Raw genomic sequence first — 16027 nt, 5'->3', positions numbered from 1 at the left:
AGCATGCTCACAGCACCGCTGTGAGCTGCGGAAATCTGATTCCGAACCGGTCTCGACAGCACGTTTCGGCGCTGGTAAATGCGGGATAGATGAACACCGAGTTAATTCTCGCCCAACGCACAGGTATTTGGCCGCTCCCGCGGGCTATTGACGGAAATTCGGCAGTCCCCCTAGCGTTTAGCGTTGTCTGGTAGTCATCGGTGACTCCTCTGAAGTATCAGTTGCACACCTCGCGCGTTCGCGAACCTAACCTCCACTTGGATGTGCCGTGCAGAGAGGGAATGAGCAATGCCACAGCCGGAGCAGCTACCTGGGCCCAATGCCGACATCTGGAACTGGCAGTTGCAGGGTTTGTGCCGCGGAGTCGACTCATCGATGTTCTTCCATCCCGACGGCGAGCGCGGCCGCGCCCGTATGCTGCGCGAGCAACGCGCCAAGGAAATGTGCCGCCGCTGCCCGGTGATCGATCAGTGCCGCTCCCACGCGCTGGACGTGGGCGAGCCCTACGGCGTATGGGGCGGCTTGTCCGAATCGGAGCGCGACCTGCTGCTCAAGGGCGGTATCGGACGCAGCCGGGGTATCCGCCGCTCGGCGTGACGGGTCCGGCGTTTCGAGCTCGACCGATGGTCACGCGGCGGCGACCGGTCTGCGATAGATCGTGCGCCCCTCTTTGATCGTCTCGACGACCTTGATGTCTTTGATGTCCATCGGGTCGACGCTGAGTGGGTTGCTGTCCAGGATCACCAAGTCGGCGAGTTTGCCAACCGTGATCGAGCCCTTGGACTGCTCCTCGCGGTACTGATACGCGGCGTTGATGGTGATCGCTTTGAGCGCCTCGAGGGCCGTGACACGCTGATCGGCGCCGATGACCTCGCCGCTGCGGGAGACCCGATTGACCGCCGTCCACACCACGAACAGTTGGTCGAGGGGCGAGACGTTGAAGTCGGTGTGATTGGTCGGGCGCAGGCCCATGTCGATCGCCGTCCGCATCGGGCTGAGGAAATGCGCCTGTTCCCTGCCACGCAGCCGGACATGGGTGTCGCCGAAGTAGAACGCGTGCTCAGTGAACAGCGACGGGATCAGGCTGTATTGGACGTACTTGTCGAGCTGGTCGCGCCGCACGAACTGGGAATGGATGACCGTGGTGTGGCGGTCTTTGGAAAGGTCGTCGGCAGCGGCGTATTCGTGTGCCTTGAGCAGGACGTCGATGGCGGCGTCACCGTTAGCGTGGATGTTCAGCGGCACACCGAGGTCGTAGACCCGTTTGAACCAGGAGTCGACGGTTTCCTGCGGGAACGGCAGCTCGCCGGCCCAGTTCTGCTGTCCGTCGGGTCCGTCGACGAGGTAGGGGGTGGTGAAGAACGCGGTCCGGCCCTGCGGCGAGCCGTCGAGAGTGACTTTGACGCCACCGAGCTTGACGCGGTTGTGGTAGGTCCCGAAGGTGTCGGGCGGGTTGTCCTCGAGAACCGCGTCGAGATCGAGAATGAACGGATAGGCGACAATGTCGATGAGGGTGGCGCCGCCGGCGGCCGCCCGCTGCATCACAGCGATGTCCGCCGCGTGCGTCGCCCCCTCGTGGGCAGTCGTGATACCGGCTGCGGCGTAAAGCATTTGGCCGGCGATGCTCCACTCCACCTCTTGCTCGCGGGTGGGTTTGGGCAGCGAGGCGAAGATCGGCAGAAATGCGGTTTCCATGACCAGGCCGTCGGGTTCGTCCGAGCCGTCCTTGCGCACGATCACCCCGCCCGGTGGCGTGATGGTGCTCGATGAAATGCCGTATTTGTCCATGGCCGCGGAATTGAGCACGGCGCCGTGCAGCGACACGTGCCCGACCATCACCGGGTTGTTCGGGAAGTCCTTGTCGAGGTCTTCTCGATGCAGGGTGCGGCCCTCGGGCATGACCGTCTCGTCGTAGCCGTAGCCCATGATGACCTCGCCCTCGGGGATGTTGCGCGCGTCGCGGAAGTTCTTCAGCTCCGCGACGATGGCGTCGACGTCGGCGCCCGGACCCGCCGGTGGCGCGAACACATTGACCTGGTTGGCCACCGTGAGCGCATTGATGTAGTGGCTGTGCGGGTCGATGAAGCCAGGCAGCAGCGTTTTGCCGGCGAGATCGACGGTGCGCGTTCGCGGGCCTCGGTGTTGTTGTACAACGTCGTCGCAAGCCCCGACGGCGACGATGCGACCGTCCTTGATGGCGACTGCTTCGGCCGTTGGCTGCTCATCGTCAATCGTGACGATGTCACCGTTCAGATAGATGGCGTCAGCTTCGCCAATCATGTTGACCTCCTTGTGATCGCCAGCCATCTTAGTGCGGCATTCACCGATCCGCGCAACTTCGGTTGTCGATACTGACGGCGCTGAGTCATGAATCATGTTGGTGCACAATAAGTTAACTAAGCCGGACTAAGTGTTGTCGGCACACTCGAACGCCGGACCGGTCGTGCAGCTCGGTCGAGGTGGTCTTGTCGTCCGCTCCGATCAGCGAATCGCTCCGGTCGGAATTCTGGCGAAAAGCCAATATTGACGTCGCCGTCCGCGTAGCGTGCGTGGCGGGTTACTCGCTCCCGCATCGGCGCCGGGTCGCCTGTGGAGCTCCGCGTGATATTGACAGGGGACTATCGTGACCAATTTCATGGTGTTGCCGCCGGAGATCAATTCTTTGCTGATGTTCACCGGCGCGGGGTCGGCGCCGATGCTGGACGCGGCGGCGGCCTGGGATGGGCTGGCCTCGGAGTTGGGGACGGCGGCGTCGTCGTTTTCGTCGGCGACCTCAGGGTTGGCCGTTGAGTCGTGGCAGGGTGCGGCCTCGGCGGCGATGACGGCCGCGGCCGCCCCATATGCGAAGTTGTTGAGCGCGGCCGGCGCCCAAGCGGCGGGTGCCGCCGAACAGGCACGGACCGTGGCCGGTGCGTTCGAGGCCGCGCGCGCGGCAACGATCCACCCGTTGGCGGTGGCGGCCAACCGCTCGGCGTTCATCCAGCTGATCCGGTCGAATTGGTTGGGACTCAATGCCCCGGCGATCATGGCCGCCGAGGGACAGTACGAGCAGATGTGGGCCGCGGACGTGGCCGCGATGACCGGCTATCACGCCGGGGCGTCGACGGCGGCCGCGCAGTTGCCGAGTGGATTGCAGCAATTCCTGCAGAACCTGCCCAGCCTGGGCGTCGGCAACAAGGGCAACGCCAACATCGGCAGCGGCAACACCGGCAGCGGAAACATCGGCTTCGGAAACAGCGGCGTGGGAAACAGCCAGCTCGTGCCCCCGCAGCCGGGCCACAATAACATCGGCAGCGGAAACAACGGCAACAACAACGTCGGCGCCGGAAACCACGGCAACGGAAACTTCGGCTTCGGCAACTTCGGCAACGGAAACATCGGCTTCGGAAACGGTGGACCGACCGACTTGTCCAATCCGAACCTTTTCACTTTTTCCCCCACGCCGGGCAACAACAACGTGGGCATGGGTAACACCGGCAACGGCAACTTCGGCTTGGGGAACCTGGGCAACGGAAACATCGGCGGCGGGAACACCGGCAACGGCAATATCGGCTTCGGACTCACCGGCAACAATTTGGTCGGTGTCGGCGGCGCGTATTACGACCCGGCAGCTGGCCAGTTCCATTTCGACGGCCTGAACTCGGGTAGCGGCAACATCGGCTTGTTCAATTCGGGCACCAACAACATCGGTTTCTTCAACTCCGGCGACGGCAACATCGGCCTCTTCAGTTCCGGCACCAATACCGTTTTTCCGGGCCACCTCAACGGCGTCGGCTTTGCGAACTCAGGCACCGGTAGCCTCGGCTTCGGGAACGCGGGGGCTGGCAACGTCGGCTTTGCCAACTCGGGCCTGCTCAACACCGGCTTCGGGAACGCGGGTTCGATCAATACCGGCGGCTGGAATGGGAACAACCTCAACACCGGCTTCTTCAACTCCGGCGCGACAAACACGGGCTTCGGCAACTCGGGCCACGTCAATACGGGCTTTTGGAATGCGGGCAATCTCAACACCGCCGTCGGGAGCGCCACCGACCAGGGTCCGGTCGGCTTAGCCGCCACCGGCAACTCGGGGTTCTCCAACACGGGTGTCGGCAATTCGGGGCTTGGAAACACGGCCATGAACAACGGTCATGGTATTTCGGGCTTCTTCAATTCGGCCGCCGGCGGCTCGCTTATCACCGGCGTCACCTCAGGCTTTTTCAACACCGGTGTCACCGACGTTATGGGCCCGTTCCCTAGCGGTATGCTCAGCGGTTTCAACTCGGGCTTCTTCAACACCGGGATCGCCAATTCAGGCTTGCTGAGCCTCGGCCGGCTGATCATTTTGGCTACCTGATCTGGTTGGCCCCAATCGCGAGGTAGGTCCATAGCGCGGCGTGGGCGGCGCGGTCGCGGAACGCGTCGCGATTTCGGGTCGTTCGGCGTTGGTTGCCGGGAAACGGGAAACCGGCCGTGCACACTTTTGCACCATCCGTTCGTGCGAATTGGGGCATTGTGGCCTTTAGCCGGCGGTGCCGCGACCTCGATCATGAAGAGCACTTCGCTTACCCCACTCACGCGGCCAGCCAGCAGCACGGTGATGGGTAAAGCTCAGTGCGCCCGGCGGTATCGCCGAGGGCCGGCCGAAAGGATCTAGCCGAATGAACACCACAGCAGCCGGCGGCAAGCCCGGTCCACGAATCTTGATTTCGCGCGGGCTGGTTTTCGACGGCAGCGGCGCGGCAGGGGTGGTGCGTGACGTCGCGATCGCCGACGGCGTGGTGATCAACGTGTCCGCGCAGGCACTGAACCCGGGCAGCTTCGACGAAGTCATCGATGCCGACGGGAAATGGGTCATGCCAGGCTTTCTGGAGATCCACTCGCACTACGACGCCGAAATCGTCACCGCCCCTGGGCTGCCCGAGTCGGTACGGCACGGGGTGACCACGGTGGTTACCGGTAACTGCTCGTTGAGCATGGTCACCGTGGACGCCGACGATTCGGCGGACCTGTTCGCCCGGGTGGAGGCCATCCCGCATTCGGGCATCAAAACGATTCTGCAGCAGAGCAAGACATGGAACACACCGGGCGAATACCGGAAATGGCTTCAACAGCAGCCGCTGGGCCCCAACGTCGCGGCCATGCTTGGCCACAGCGACCTGCGGGTCGGGGTGCTGGGCCTAGAAGCGGCCACGGACAAGCATTTTCGGCCGAGCGGCACCCAGATGACCGAAATGGAGCGCATTCTCGACAACGCGCTGGACGAGGGCTTCCTGGGGTTGTCGACGATGACCACTCGTCGTGACAAGCTGGCCGGCGACCGGGCCTGGGCAGAGCCATTGCCGTCGACGTTCGCGAGGTGGCGCGAATACCGCAGGCTGCACAAGCGGCTGCGCCGGCGGGGCCGCATTCTGCAGAGTGCCCCCAATGCCGAAACACAGGTGAACGTGCTGGCGTTCGCGTTGACCGCGGCCGGCATCGGCCGCCGGCCGCTGCGCACCAGCCTGCTGACCGCGATGGACTTCAAGTCCAACCCCATGCTGCACCGGGTGTCGCGCCTGCTGGCATTCTTGACCAATCGAGTACTCAACGGCGACATGCGATTTCAAGCACTGCCCGGCCCGATGACAATCTTCTGCGACGGCGTGGATTTCGCGGCCTTCGAGGAGTTCAGCAGCGGCGTCACACTGCGGAACCTGCGCACCGCCGACGATCAGTACGCGCTGCTGACCGACCCGAAGTTCCGGGCCCAGTTCATCAAGGACATGGGCGGATTCATGATGAACGGCCTGTGGAACCGGCGTTTCGACGATGCCGTCATCATCGATTGCCCCGATGTCTCGGTGGTGGGTCGCACCTTCGAAGACCTCAGCCGCGAGCGCGGACAGCACCCCGCCGAGGTGTTCCTGGATCTGGCCGCCACCTGGCGGGACAAGTTGCGGTGGTACACCGTGGTGGGCAACCACCGCCCCGACATCGTGCTCGACTTGTTGGCAAGCCCCGGGACCCACATTGGATTCGCCGATTCGGGTGCGCATTTGCGCAGCCTGGCGAACTACAACTTCGGGCTGCGTGCCCTGACGATGGCCAAGCGGGCCGAACTATCGCCACGCCCGAAGATCACCGTCGGCGAGATGGTGCGCAAGCTGACGTCGGATCTGGCCGACTGGTGGGGCGTCGAGGCCGGCCGGCTGCGCATCGGCGCCCGCGCGGACGTGGTGGTGGTCGACCCGGACGGGCTCACCGACCAGGTCTTCGAGGTCTCCGAGGCGCCCGCCCCCGACGCCTTCGGGCTGGACCGCGTGGTCAACCGCAACGACGACGCCGTGCACGCCGTGCTCATCAACGGCCGCACCGCTTACACCCAAACATCAGGATATGCCACCGATCTCGGGCAGTCTGCCGCCTACGGGACGTTTCTGCCGTCCACCCACAGCGCACCCGGTTAACGCCCGCCCCACCAAAGCGACCAGAAGAGACCAGAAAAGAGACCTCACATGTCAGCCGGCGGTCTGGGACGACGCTCGGCGCCCCGGGTCCATTCCTATGTCAGTCCTACGTGGCCGGTTTGCCGCGCCATTGCAGGAGCTCGAGTGCGACGGCGACGTGAACGCTGCTGTGCTCCAGGGGTCGAGGCAGGAGTTGCTCAGCGCGCTCGAGTCGACGCAGCAACGTGTTGCGGTGCGTGTAAAGAAGTTTCGTGGTGCGCCCGACGCTGCACTGCTCGTTGATGTACGTCAGCACCGTCTTGTGCAGCTCGGGCCCGGCCGACTCGAAGTCCCCCAGCGTGTTTTTGATGAATACCTCTGCGGCTTCCCGGTTTTGAGTGATCAATGCGATCAACTGGACGTCGGCGAAAAACGCTACCCGCTGTCGGGATTGCAGCCCGGCCACCATGCGCTGGGTGGTGAGCGCCTCGAGGTGGCTGCGCCGGAAGCCCTCGATTCCCTTCGCGATTGTGCCGATGGCGATTCGCGCGCCGGGAGTGCCCTCGACCGCCCGGCGAACCAGCTCGACATCGAGGGCGGACTCGGGCACCCAAACCCAACGGGTGGCCGCACTCGCGATCACGGTCAGTGGCCGCGCGAAACCGGCGGCGTCGCCGAAGGCGTCAGCGACGCGGTCAAGCTGGCTGAGGTCGCCGTCGGGTTCGTCGCTCCAGATGACCGCGCCGATGTGGGCGCGGTTGAGGGCGTAGCCCAATCGCGCTTCGGCACGCTGGCGGCTGATCGGGGCGCCGTCGAGGATCAGCGCGGTCACTTCGCGGCGCTCGGCATGAGTGCCGCGGGCCAATTCGTCGCGTTCCTGTTGCACCTGGGCGGCGATGCCGGCAGCCGTGGCGTCGATGAAATTGCTGATGGACCGAAAGGACACGTCGAGCAGCTCGCGCAGCTCGTCGGGGTCGGAGGCGAGCTTGAAGCCGATATCCATCCAGAGCCGCCAGCCCACGGTCAGTGCCGGACGGAATGTGAACGGCTCCAGGCCGCGGCGCGCCATGTCCCGGGCGATACTCAGCGGCTCGGGTCCCACATTGGGCGGCACTGGAGCGCCCGGGTTGCTGACATTCGCTGCGGCCCAATGCATCAGGCTGGATCGAATGCTTCGTCGGGCGGCCGCTGCCAGAACGGGATCGTCGGCTATCGACGGGTTGGCCGCCATGGTTTGCCGGTCGTATTCGTCAAACCACTCCGGGGGAGCGTTGAGGACAATCCGCGCTCCCTGCCGAATCATCTCGCATACCTGCGGCGACGGACTTTGCCATACCACCCACCCACCCTAAACCCGTGTGCACACTTTTGCACCATTTGCCAGCCGGATTGGGAAGTTTAGCCCTTGGACGGCAACGGCCCGATAACGATGATGGATCACAGATCGTCGGCAGCCATAGCCGTCTGCGGCGGTGGTGAGCAACTTGCCGGGCACGGCGACGAGCGCGCATTGTGTGATGGCGGCCGCTCCGCCACCGAGGTCTTTCCGACCGCCGCCGAGTAATCCAATGGGGAAATATGAAAACCACATCACTTCCGCTGCACATTCCCGGCGATTCGGCGACACCACCGGACCGAGTTCACATACTCAGACGTCCCGTTCCGGCCTCACTCGGATATGGCGGGATCGGCTTGCATTGTCCGGTCAACCCGTACCCATTGGCACCACACATCCAGAACGCGGTCATCGAAGCGGTCCGAGGCCAAATCGCAGCCATCAACACCTATCCCGACAGTAACGCGACCGTGTTACGAACGAAATTGGCCGAATACATCTCCAATCATGGGCGTAGCGCAGTGTCGCCTGAAAATATCTGGGTTGCCAATGGTTGCAACGAAATACTGCAGCAGATCTTTCGCGCATTCGCCGGGCCGGGGGGAACCGTACTGGGGCTGGAACCGTCGTACAGATATTTCCCGACGATCGCGGAAGCGGTCGGCACCCAATGGAGGAGCGTGCCGCCCCGGGCTTTTCCGCAGCGCGACATGGACGCGGCCCTCACCGCCATAGAAAGATGCCAGCCCGATGTCGTGGTGATCGCGAATCCGAACAATCCCACGGGCGACAGCTTCAGCATGGACATGTTCGAGGAAGTGCTGTCCCGCTTACGGTCCGGAATACTTGTTATTGACGAGGCCTTCATCGAAATGTCAACCAAAGACAGTGCGGTCCAGCTCATACACCGCTACCCGGACAAGATTGCGATCTGCCGGACCCTGAGCCAGGCGTTCACGTTCGCCGGCGGCAAATTAGGCTACATGATAGCTGCCCCGGACATTATTAATACGCTGCTGGCAACTCGACTTCCGTACCACGTGTCATCGATGACACAAGCTGCGGCAGCGGTGATCATTGATCGCGCCGACGAGATCCTGGCTAAAGTTCCCGAGCTTCTGCTGGAACGTGACCGGATGGTCACCGGCCTTCAGCTGGCAGGATTCGACATTCCCCACAGCGACACCAGCTTTTTCCTCCTGGGGAAATTGGATGATGCGCATGCAGTCTGGGAAGCCTATGCAAACGCGGGCATCTTTCTCGGCGATGTGGGTTTATCGCACTATCTACGCGTTTCCGCTGGATTGCCACACGAAAACGACCAGTTCCTGGAGGCGACCAGCAATTTGCTTGATCTCGGCAAGATCTCTTTTGGTTAGGAAGATGTCGTGAACGCTCCACAGTTGGTATTGACGCGCGGACGGGATGACTGTCACGGCGGACGGCTGTCCACCTTCCGACCTCCGATTGTCGCGGAAATCCGGCCCGCCGTCGTGTCGCCGCGGCCGTCCGTGGCGATAGTTATCCCTGCCTATAATGAGGCCCGTATTATCGGCCGATGCCTGGAATCATGCATTGCCCAGACATCCGCGCCCGACGAGATAATCGTGGTCAACAACAAATCGACCGACGATACCCTGGCGGTGGTGCGCCGATATCAAAGACACCACCGACAGCTCAACATCCGCCTGCTCGAACAGAATGAGCATCAAGGGCTCATTCCGACACGCAACCATGGATTCGACCATGCGCGCAGCGATGTCATCGGCCGCATCGATGCCGATACCATCATCGCCGACGACTGGGTAGAGACAATTCGCCGCCGATTCGCCAGTCCGGCCGTGGCCGCGGCGACCGGTCCGGTTTTCTACCATGACATGCCTTTGCAAAGGCTCGGTTTCTGGGGAGACCGCCGGATTCGCAGCTATCTGGAACGGCACTCAACAGATCAGCGGTTTCTCCTGGGCGCCAATATGGCAATCCGGAACTCGGCGTGGCGGGCGATCCGTCAGCTGGCCCATCGGGATCCCGAAGATCTACTGCACGAAGATATCGACCTGGCCCTGACCTTGTTCAAGAACGATTTGAAGATTGCGTACGAGCCGACAATGGTTGCAGGCATATCGGGCCGGCGGTTGGAAGCCCCGGCGCTTGACTTTTACCGGTACATCACACGGTATACCAGGACGACAAAGGCCCATGGCGTCAAGATCTGGACGGCGCTGCTGACGATGGCCATTCTGCTGCTGGTGTATTTGCTATTCCGCCCGGTGCGGTTCTATTACGACGGCGAGAACCATCGATTCACGTTGTCGAAGTTGCGCGCCAAGCTTCGCCGGACAGCCACGACGCCGCCGTTCGGGCGCAGGGACGCATTGCCGGCAGGGCACACTGCGGAACAACGCGTGGTCGACAGTGTCGGGACCGGCACTCGGGCGGGACCGACGGTCCTAAGCGAGCCAACATATTTGGGGTCTTTGCCATGAGACTTGGGTAGTGGCACGGATTCCGGTATGAACCGGAAATCACCCTAGCGCCGCGCGGCAGGCGATGTAGCGGTAATGAATCGCAGTGGGGCGCTACGGGTTGGTAGCGGCGGCCGGATAGGCCGCATCGAGCGTGACAACGAAGTCCGAGGATTCCTGCAACCGGACCAGACACCGCAGGGGCGTGGGCCCAGGCCCGCGGCATCCGCGGGCGGCGACCACGTCGGCGCCGATGGCGCGATGTGCGCACACTTTTGCACCATCCATCGAGGTGGGTTGGGTCATTTCGCCCTTGGGCGGCGGTGCTGTGGTCTCGATCATAGATAGCACTTGGCCAGTACACGGCCAGTTCAGGGACCAGCTCACAGGTCAACTCAGAGGGAGGTAAGCGCATGTCTTTCGTGACCACTCAGCCACCGGCGCTGGTGGCCGCAGCAGCCGATTTGCTGGGTATCGGCTCGGCGATGAACGCGCACAACGCGGCCGCGACAGCCACGACCACCGCGGTCGTGCCACCCGCTGCCGACGAGGTTTCCGCGCTGATCGCCGCTCAGTTCGCCGCGCACGCCGTCCTGTACCGGGAGATCAGCGCCCACGCCGCGGCCATTCACGACCAGTTGGTGACCACGTTGGGCACCAGCGCCGCCTCGTACGGCGCCGCCGAAGCCGCCAACACCGCTGCGTTCGGCTGAGCGAGGGGGCCGCGATGGACTACGCAGCTTTGCCGCCGGAGATCAACTCCGCGCGCATGTATGCCGGGGTCGGTTCCGGGCCGCTGCTGGCTGCGGCGGCGGCCTGGGACGGGCTGTCCGCCGAGTTGTACTCCACCGCCGCTCGGTGCTGGTCGGTGATCTCGGGGCTTGTCGGCGGGCCCTGGCAGGGTGCCGCATCGGTGGCGATGGCGACCGCGACCGCCCCCTACCTGGCGTGGCTGAACGTCACGGCAGGGCAGGCCGAGGCGACCGCCGGGCAGGCCACCGCAGCCGCGGCCGCCTACCATGCGGCGTTCGCGATGACGGTGCCGCCGGCGGAGATCGCGGCCAACCGCGCGCTGCTGATGGCGCTGGTAGCGACCAACGTCCTGGGCCAGAACACCCCGGCGATCGCGGCCACCGAGGCCCACTACGCCACGATGTGGGCCCAAGACGCCGCCGCGATGTACGGCTACGCCGCCGCCGCGGCGGCCGCAACCCGATTGACCCCGTTCGCCGTAGCGCCGGAGGTCGCCCACGCGGCCGGCCGGACAGCCAGTCAAGCGGCCGCCAGCAACGCGATGAAGTTGTCGCAGTTGATCAGCACCGTGCCGCCGTTGCTGAAGTGGTTCGCCACCCGTCCGTTGATCGCCGGGGTGGTCACGGTGGAAGAAGGGATGCTGACCCCGGTCGAGGTCGTCATGGGCAGTACGTCGGCGACGATGTCCATCACGTCGGTCCTGAGGTCGTTCATGTCGATGGGGCAGGTCGCAGCACAGGCCGCGGGACCGCTGGCGCAGGCGGCCACCAGCTTTCCGATCAAGATGCCGGGCCTGGGCCGGATGGGGATGGTGTCTGCGGGTATGGGCCGGGCCGGTTCGATCGGGGCGTTGTCGGTACCACACAGTTGGGGCGCCGCAGCCCCGAACATCAGCCACGCGGCCACGGCATTGCCGAACACCGGGCTAGCGTCCACTTCCCAGATTGCACCGGATGCGGCAGCCCCCATGCTGGGCGGTCTGCCAGCGGCGGGCAGAGCCGCCAACACGACCAGCGGTAGCGCATCCCGATACGGCCTTGCGCAGCGCTTCGTGATCGTCGGCTCGCCCGCCGCCGGTTAACCCGACCCACCCCACACGTCAAAACGGAGGAACCCCATGACCGCGCTCGACACGCAAACCCGGTCGGCCCAGGACAAGCTGACGTTCGCCCAATGGATGACCGTGTTGGCCATGGGTCTGGGCTTCGCCATCACCGGTGCCGACCCGGCCATCTTCTCCAGCAGCCTGGTGCCGGTGCGCGAGGGCCTGCATATGAGTACCGCCGCCGCCGGATTCACCGCGAGTCTGGCCACGCTGACTCTGGCCGCCACCATCCTCGGCGCCGGCACGCTGGGCGACATCTACGGCAAACGCCGGATGTATCTACTGGGCCTGGCCGGCGTGATCGTCAGCGGTCTGCTCGCTGCGCTCTCGCCCAACGCGGTGATCCTGATGATCACCCGTGCGCTGACCGGTGTGGGTTTCGCCTTTCTGCTGGGGCTCTCCCTGGCAATCATCAACGCCACCTTCCCGCCCGCACAGCGAGGCAAGGCCATCAGCCTCTTCCTCGGAACGGCATTCCTGGCCGGCGCGCCGCTACCACTGATCGGCGACATCCTGGTCGAGTCGCTGGGGTGGCGCTGGGCATTGGTCGTTGCCCCGGCCGCGGCGTTGATCACCATCCCCATCACGCTGCGCTTCGTCCCCGAGACATTCCGTATCCAGGGCCGCCGGATCGACTACCCCGGCATCGGCGCAGCCGGCCTCATGATGGTCAGCCTCGTCTACGGACTGTCCCGCCTCGCTCATGGCCCCGGCGCGGCCGTGCCGCCGCTGCTGATCGGCCTGGGCGCCGGAGTCTTCTTCGTCTGGTGGGAGCAGCACACCGACCAGCCGGCGCTGGACCTGCGGATCTTCCGGGCCGGCCCCTTCAATGCCGCGGTCATCACCGGATTGGCCTTCAACTTCCTGCTGGCCGGCCGGGTGCTCCTGCTGGGCTACTACACCACCGTGGTCCGCGGGTTTTCACCAACGGTGCTGGGCCTACTGCTGGTGCTGGCCGCCGCGGTGCAAGCACCCGCAGCCGTCCTGGGCGGTCGCATGATGATGCGGACTTCGGCACGTACCACCATGCTGTGGGGTCTGGGACTGCTCACCCTGGCCAGCTGCATGTTCGCCACCTTCGGGGTGAGCACATCCCTGCCGGTGATCGGCTTGGGCGTGGTGACGCTGAGCGTCGGGGTTGCCATGGTCGAGCCCCCGCAGGCCAGCATCATGATGAGCTATGCCCCGCCGGGGCTGGAGGGATCGGTGTCGTCGGTCAAACCAGGGGCCGGCCAATCCTTCTACTCCCTGGGCCCCACCGTGGTTACCCTGCTGACCACCACGTTCTACGCCGCACGGGCCCGGGAGCGGCTGGCCGGCTTGGGTATCTCTCCCGCTCAAGCCGCCAACGCGTTGGAGGCATCGCGCTCGAACGGCGGGGGCCACCTCGGCAGCCTCGCGACACTCAACCCGGAGTTGGCGCATCGGGTCTTGGCAGACACCCAGGAGCTCATTGCCTCGGCATTGCGCACCACCAGCCTGGCCATGGCACTGATACCGGTGGCCGCGGCGGTCGCCGTCTGGGTGCTGCTGCCACGGAATCGAGCAGATCGAAGCGCATGACGGGTGGTGCGGCCGTACCCCGCCGGATTGACCGGCGGGGTACGGCCGGCTCCGCTAGCGTGGGCGAGCATGACTGTCGACGAGCGGGAACGGTTGCGTGGCTGCCTGCTCGGCGGAGCGGTGGGCGACGCGTTGGGCGCGCCGGTCGAATTCCACACCCGCGAGCAGATCCTGGCGCAGTTCGGCCCGGAGGGGATCACCGCGTATGCGCCCGCCTACGGCGGAGTCGCCATGGTGACCGACGACACCCAGATGACCCTGTTCACCGCCGAAGGGCTGCTGCGGTACTGGGTTCGCGGATGTCTGCGGGGCTTGTCGACGTATGCCGGGGTAACGGCCAACGCGTATCTGCGCTGGCTGCGCACCCAAGGTGAATCTCCCGTGCATGCAGTCGGGATCGGCGAGCCGTTCGGTGAAGGCCAGCCGGGCTGGCTCTATCAGCAACGCCGGCTGCACAGCCAGCGCGCGCCCGGCAATACCTGTATTTCGGCACTTCGCGGGATACGCAGTCTCGGCGAGCCCGCAGACAACGACAGTAAGGGCTGTGGCGGTGTCATGCGGGTGGCGCCGGTAGGGCTGTTCGTCTCGCGGCGGCCCGAAGCGACCACGCGGCTGGCATTCCGGATCGGTACCGAACTTGCGGCCCTGACACACGGTCACCCCACGGGTTCGTTGTCGGCCGGGGTCTTTTCGGCGCTCATCTACCAGCTGGTCCGAGGGATGCCGCTGGCGGAGGCGCTGCCGGAGGCCAAGCGCATCCTCGTCGAGTTCGGTGACCACGACGAAACCCTCGCCGCGGTCGAGGCCGCCGAGGCTGCGGCACGTCGCGGCGGACGCCGCCATGAGGCCCATGAGGCTGTAGCCGGGTTGGGGCCAGGGCTGGGTGGCCGAGGAGGCGCTGGCCATCGGGTTGTACTGCGCGCTGGTAGCGGATTCGTTCGCCGACGGCGTCGTGGCGGCGGTCAACCACGACGGCGACTCGGATTCGACGGGCTCGATTGCCGGCAACCTCCTGGGCGCGGCGCTCGGCGTGGACGCCATTTCCAGCGAATGGCTGGAACCGCTGGAACTTCGCGACGTCATCAGCGAGATCGCCGACGACCTCTACGACTATGCGGACTGGCATCTCTCCGAGTACGCCTTGCCCGACGCCGACACCGAGCGCATCTGGCAGAAGTATCCGGGATATTGAGCGGTTACAGCCGCTACCCCGAGTCGTTCGTTTGGCGTTGGCTAATCCGGGTAAGCGCAGGCCATGAAGGGCTTGAAAAGACCTGCGGCCTACGTGGCGGCGGTGCTTACCGCGGCCATCGCACCGATAGGTGCGTGCACCAACCAGAACACCACCCAGCCCAATACGTCGCCGCTGACCGCCCCGCCACCCGGCACCGAGCGGATGACCACACAGTTGAAGAGCGCCGACGGAACTCTGGTGGCCAACGCCACCTTCGATTTCGCCAACGGCTTCGTGACGCTGACCTTAGAAACGGTCCCCAACCAGATCCTGACCCCCGGTTTCCACGGGCTCCACATCCACTCGGTGGGCAAATGCGAGACCAATTCGGTGGCACCGACGGGAGGCGCGTCCGGCGACTTCAACTCCGCGGGGGGCCATTACCAGGCGCCGGGTCACACCGGCTATCCCGCCAGCGGCGACCTGACTTCCTTGGAAGTGCGCTCCGACGGCACGGCGAAACTCGTCACCACCTCGAACTCGTTCACCGCGGCGGACCTGCGAAATGGCTCGGGCGCCGCACTGATCATTCACCAGGACCCGGATAACTTCGGCAATATTCCTCCCGCCCGCTACACCCAGAAGAACGGCACACCGGGCCCGGACGAAGAGACGTTGGCCACTGGTGATTCGGGTAAGCGGGTGGCCTGCGGCGTGATCGCCCCGGCGGCCACGACAACTACATCGTCTATACCCACCGTCACCTCGTCCACCACGGCCACACCTACCGTCAGCACGGTCACCACCACGACCGTCGTGCCATCGCCGTCAACGAGCACGAGCACCGTCACGGTCACCAGCGTCCCGACCGTCACGTCCGCTCCGACCAGCACCGTAACGACTCCCAGCCTTCCACCCAGCGGCTGACGCGCTCACCGGAAATCCGGCGTAGCCCACCGCGACACGTAAACCGCTGCGAAGACACGCCGACGCGGATGTGCGTCCTTTCAGTCTCGCGGAGCTTTGTCCCATCGCCACGTGAAAGCGAGACACCCCCTGGTGAAGGCCAGGGGGTGTCTCGTCAGAGGCGAACTAGATGAGTAATTCCCAACCTTGGTCAGTGGTCGTAGGCGATCAGTGACCTCTTGACTGGGCTGTTGATCTTCCAGTTGTGCCAGATCACAGCGGCAAGGGCGAGGAGGCGCTGGGCGACGCGGGCGTAGA

General features: G+C 64.7%; 13 protein-coding genes and 2 pseudogenes. 11 read left to right on the top strand and 4 right to left on the bottom strand.

Annotated elements, in window-relative coordinates:
- Positions 1–288 precede the first annotated feature (288 nt).
- On the top strand, positions 289–597 hold the full coding sequence (locus EET03_RS04625; protein ID WP_063470018.1) for a WhiB family transcriptional regulator: 309 nt from the start codon (positions 289–291) through the stop codon (positions 595–597).
- 30 nt (positions 598–627) lie between these two features.
- On the opposite strand, the gene EET03_RS04620 is transcribed toward EET03_RS04625, so the two are convergent.
- Positions 628–2280 carry an amidohydrolase gene (locus EET03_RS04620; RefSeq protein ID WP_075541171.1) on the bottom strand — a complete coding sequence of 551 codons (1653 nt, stop codon included), beginning with the start codon at positions 2278–2280 and terminating at the stop codon, positions 628–630.
- Between the two features lie 343 nt (positions 2281–2623).
- On the opposite strand from EET03_RS04620, the gene EET03_RS04615 reads away from it, so the two are divergent.
- Positions 2624–4336, top strand: a complete 1713-nt coding sequence (locus EET03_RS04615; RefSeq protein ID WP_099193980.1) for a PPE family protein — start codon at positions 2624–2626, stop codon at positions 4334–4336.
- A gap of 304 nt (positions 4337–4640) precedes the next feature.
- The gene (locus tag EET03_RS04610; protein ID WP_075541133.1) at positions 4641–6428 is read left to right on the top strand and encodes an N-acyl-D-amino-acid deacylase family protein; all 1788 of its coding nucleotides are present in this window, start codon (positions 4641–4643) and stop codon (positions 6426–6428) included.
- Between the two features lie 106 nt (positions 6429–6534).
- Here the strand turns inward: EET03_RS04610 and EET03_RS04605 are convergent, their stop codons facing one another.
- Entirely contained in the window at positions 6535–7746 is a 1212-nt protein-coding gene (locus EET03_RS04605; protein ID WP_063470015.1) for an Rv1453 family transcriptional regulator, read from the bottom strand.
- Positions 7747–7839: 93 nt separating this feature from the next.
- Here EET03_RS04605 and EET03_RS32290 point away from each other — a divergent pair, with 93 nt between their 5' ends.
- From EET03_RS32290 to EET03_RS04595, 3 genes are read left to right on the top strand one after another with little or no spacing between them, the layout of a single operon-like run.
- Positions 7840–7971, top strand: a complete 132-nt coding sequence (locus EET03_RS32290; RefSeq protein WP_279637611.1) for a hypothetical protein — start codon at positions 7840–7842, stop codon at positions 7969–7971.
- Between the two features lie 14 nt (positions 7972–7985).
- Positions 7986–9122, top strand: coding sequence for an aminotransferase class I/II-fold pyridoxal phosphate-dependent enzyme (locus EET03_RS04600; RefSeq protein ID WP_075541132.1), 1137 nt, complete (start codon positions 7986–7988; stop codon positions 9120–9122).
- Positions 9123–9131: 9 nt separating this feature from the next.
- On the top strand, positions 9132–10229 hold the full coding sequence (locus EET03_RS04595) for a glycosyltransferase family 2 protein (RefSeq protein ID WP_082274439.1): 1098 nt from the start codon (positions 9132–9134) through the stop codon (positions 10227–10229).
- 93 nt (positions 10230–10322) lie between these two features.
- Here the strand turns inward: EET03_RS04595 and EET03_RS04590 are convergent, their stop codons facing one another.
- On the bottom strand, positions 10323–10550 hold the full coding sequence (locus EET03_RS04590; RefSeq protein WP_075541130.1) for a hypothetical protein: 228 nt from the start codon (positions 10548–10550) through the stop codon (positions 10323–10325).
- A 71-nt stretch (positions 10551–10621) separates the two neighbouring features.
- Here EET03_RS04590 and EET03_RS04585 point away from each other — a divergent pair, with 71 nt between their 5' ends.
- The 5 genes and pseudogenes from EET03_RS04585 (at position 10622) to sodC (ending at position 15730) form a co-directional block, all read left to right on the top strand.
- Positions 10622–10921, top strand: coding sequence for a PE family protein (locus EET03_RS04585; RefSeq protein ID WP_063470011.1), 300 nt, complete (start codon positions 10622–10624; stop codon positions 10919–10921).
- 14 nt (positions 10922–10935) lie between these two features.
- On the top strand, positions 10936–12042 hold the full coding sequence (locus EET03_RS04580) for a PPE family protein (RefSeq protein WP_075541129.1): 1107 nt from the start codon (positions 10936–10938) through the stop codon (positions 12040–12042).
- 36 nt (positions 12043–12078) lie between these two features.
- Positions 12079–13629 carry an MFS transporter gene (locus tag EET03_RS04575; RefSeq protein WP_082274438.1) on the top strand — a complete coding sequence of 517 codons (1551 nt, stop codon included), beginning with the start codon at positions 12079–12081 and terminating at the stop codon, positions 13627–13629.
- Positions 13630–13698: 69 nt separating this feature from the next.
- Positions 13699–14821: pseudogene (locus tag EET03_RS32905) on the top strand (ADP-ribosylglycohydrolase family protein).
- A 72-nt stretch (positions 14822–14893) separates the two neighbouring features.
- Positions 14894–15730, top strand: a complete 837-nt coding sequence (gene sodC, locus EET03_RS04565; protein ID WP_075541169.1) for a superoxide dismutase[Cu-Zn] — start codon at positions 14894–14896, stop codon at positions 15728–15730.
- A gap of 190 nt (positions 15731–15920) precedes the next feature.
- On the opposite strand, the pseudogene EET03_RS04560 reads toward sodC, so the two are convergent.
- Positions 15921–16027, bottom strand: a pseudogene (locus tag EET03_RS04560) (IS982 family transposase); the annotation flags it as partial.

Origin of the sequence: Mycobacterium innocens (assembly GCF_900566055.1) — a bacterium.
Lineage (GTDB): Bacteria > Actinomycetota > Actinomycetes > Mycobacteriales > Mycobacteriaceae > Mycobacterium > Mycobacterium innocens.
Note: the sequence above shows the minus strand (reverse complement) of the source record. Positions and strands in the feature narration are given on the sequence as shown.